The sequence below is a fragment of the Mesorhizobium sp. M2A.F.Ca.ET.039.01.1.1 genome, from assembly GCF_003998035.1.
GTDB lineage: Bacteria > Pseudomonadota > Alphaproteobacteria > Rhizobiales > Rhizobiaceae > Mesorhizobium.
Window position 1 is genome coordinate 1 of sequence record NZ_RZRY01001210.1, and the last position, 1166, is coordinate 1166.

General features: G+C 56.0%; 1 protein-coding gene and 1 pseudogene. Both read left to right on the forward strand.

The annotated features are described in order from the left end of the window. Positions 1-181 (forward strand): annotated as a pseudogene (locus EOA24_RS42620) (hypothetical protein); the annotation flags it as partial. 141 nt (positions 182-322) lie between these two features. Next, a partial coding sequence (locus EOA24_RS38695; protein ID WP_245501973.1) for a M20 family metallopeptidase occupies positions 323-1166 on the forward strand: 844 nt, incomplete at its 3' end.

A 1166-nucleotide genomic window follows, 5' to 3' on the forward strand; every position in this document is an offset into this window, starting at 1 on the left:
TGTCTCGTGCGCGGCCTTCTCGATCGGACGACAAGACCTTGCGCAACTTGGAGATTTTCTGGGTCACCCAGTGCTGGGTAGCGTAAATTCGATGGCTTGGCATTCTCTCGATCTGCTTGGCGAACACAGTCGCCGCGACGAGTTAGCGGCGGAAATTGGTCTGTCGCGAAATGTGACCTAGGCGTCGTTCCAAAGACGAATAGCGTGTAGAACGGATTGCCCTTCTGCTGATCTGCTGACGCTAGCCATCTGAGCGGGTGCCCAATAGCGGCCGAACTTTCGTGTGGATTCACCGGCATTCACCCCGCTCCGGAAATAATGAATGCTGATTTATACGTGCCAGGAGGAGCGCAACAATATGAACTCTCGGGTCAACAGTCTCCTGACCAGTTCCGAACACGAGGCGCTGCTAGAATTGCGCCACGCGTTGCATCGGGAGCCGGAACTATCGAACAACGAGTGGAAGACACAACAGCGTATACGGGAAACGTTGGAAACATTCGGTCTCATCGGCGCGAAGACGTTTCATGATACGGGACTCTACATCGACATTGAGGGAACAGCTTCGGGACCCAGACGCTCCCTTGCAGTTCGAGGTGACATTGATGCCCTGCCGATAAGCGAGGACCGGGCGGATCTGCCTTATCGATCCCGGGTAGAGGGGACAATGCACGCGTGCGGTCACGACATGCATGCTTCAATCGCCATGGGCGTTGCGTTGGCCTCTCACAGGCTACGGCACAACTTCTCCGGAAGGCTTCGCGTGATATTCCAGCCGGCTGAGGAAGCCGAGCCCCTCGGAGGACGGTCAGTTGTGGAAGCGGGCCTGCTTGACGGCTTCGATTGCGCCGTGGGCTTCCATGTCGATCCCTCCATGCCGCGTGGAAAATATGGTGCTCTTCCCGGTGCAATTACCCAATCCGCAGACCAGTTCAGCGTCACTGTGACAGGTAGCTCTGCCCACGGAGCAACTCCGCACGCTGGCGTTGATGCCATCACGATCGCGGCTGCGTTCATCAACGAGATCCAAAAGGTCGTGTCGCGGGAAATGCCTATAGATGATAGATCAATCATCACCATAGGTACAATCCATGGAGGACATGCAACCAACATTATCTGTGCATCGGTTGTGCTGGAAGGCACTATCAGGACAAGCAGTCCGGCAC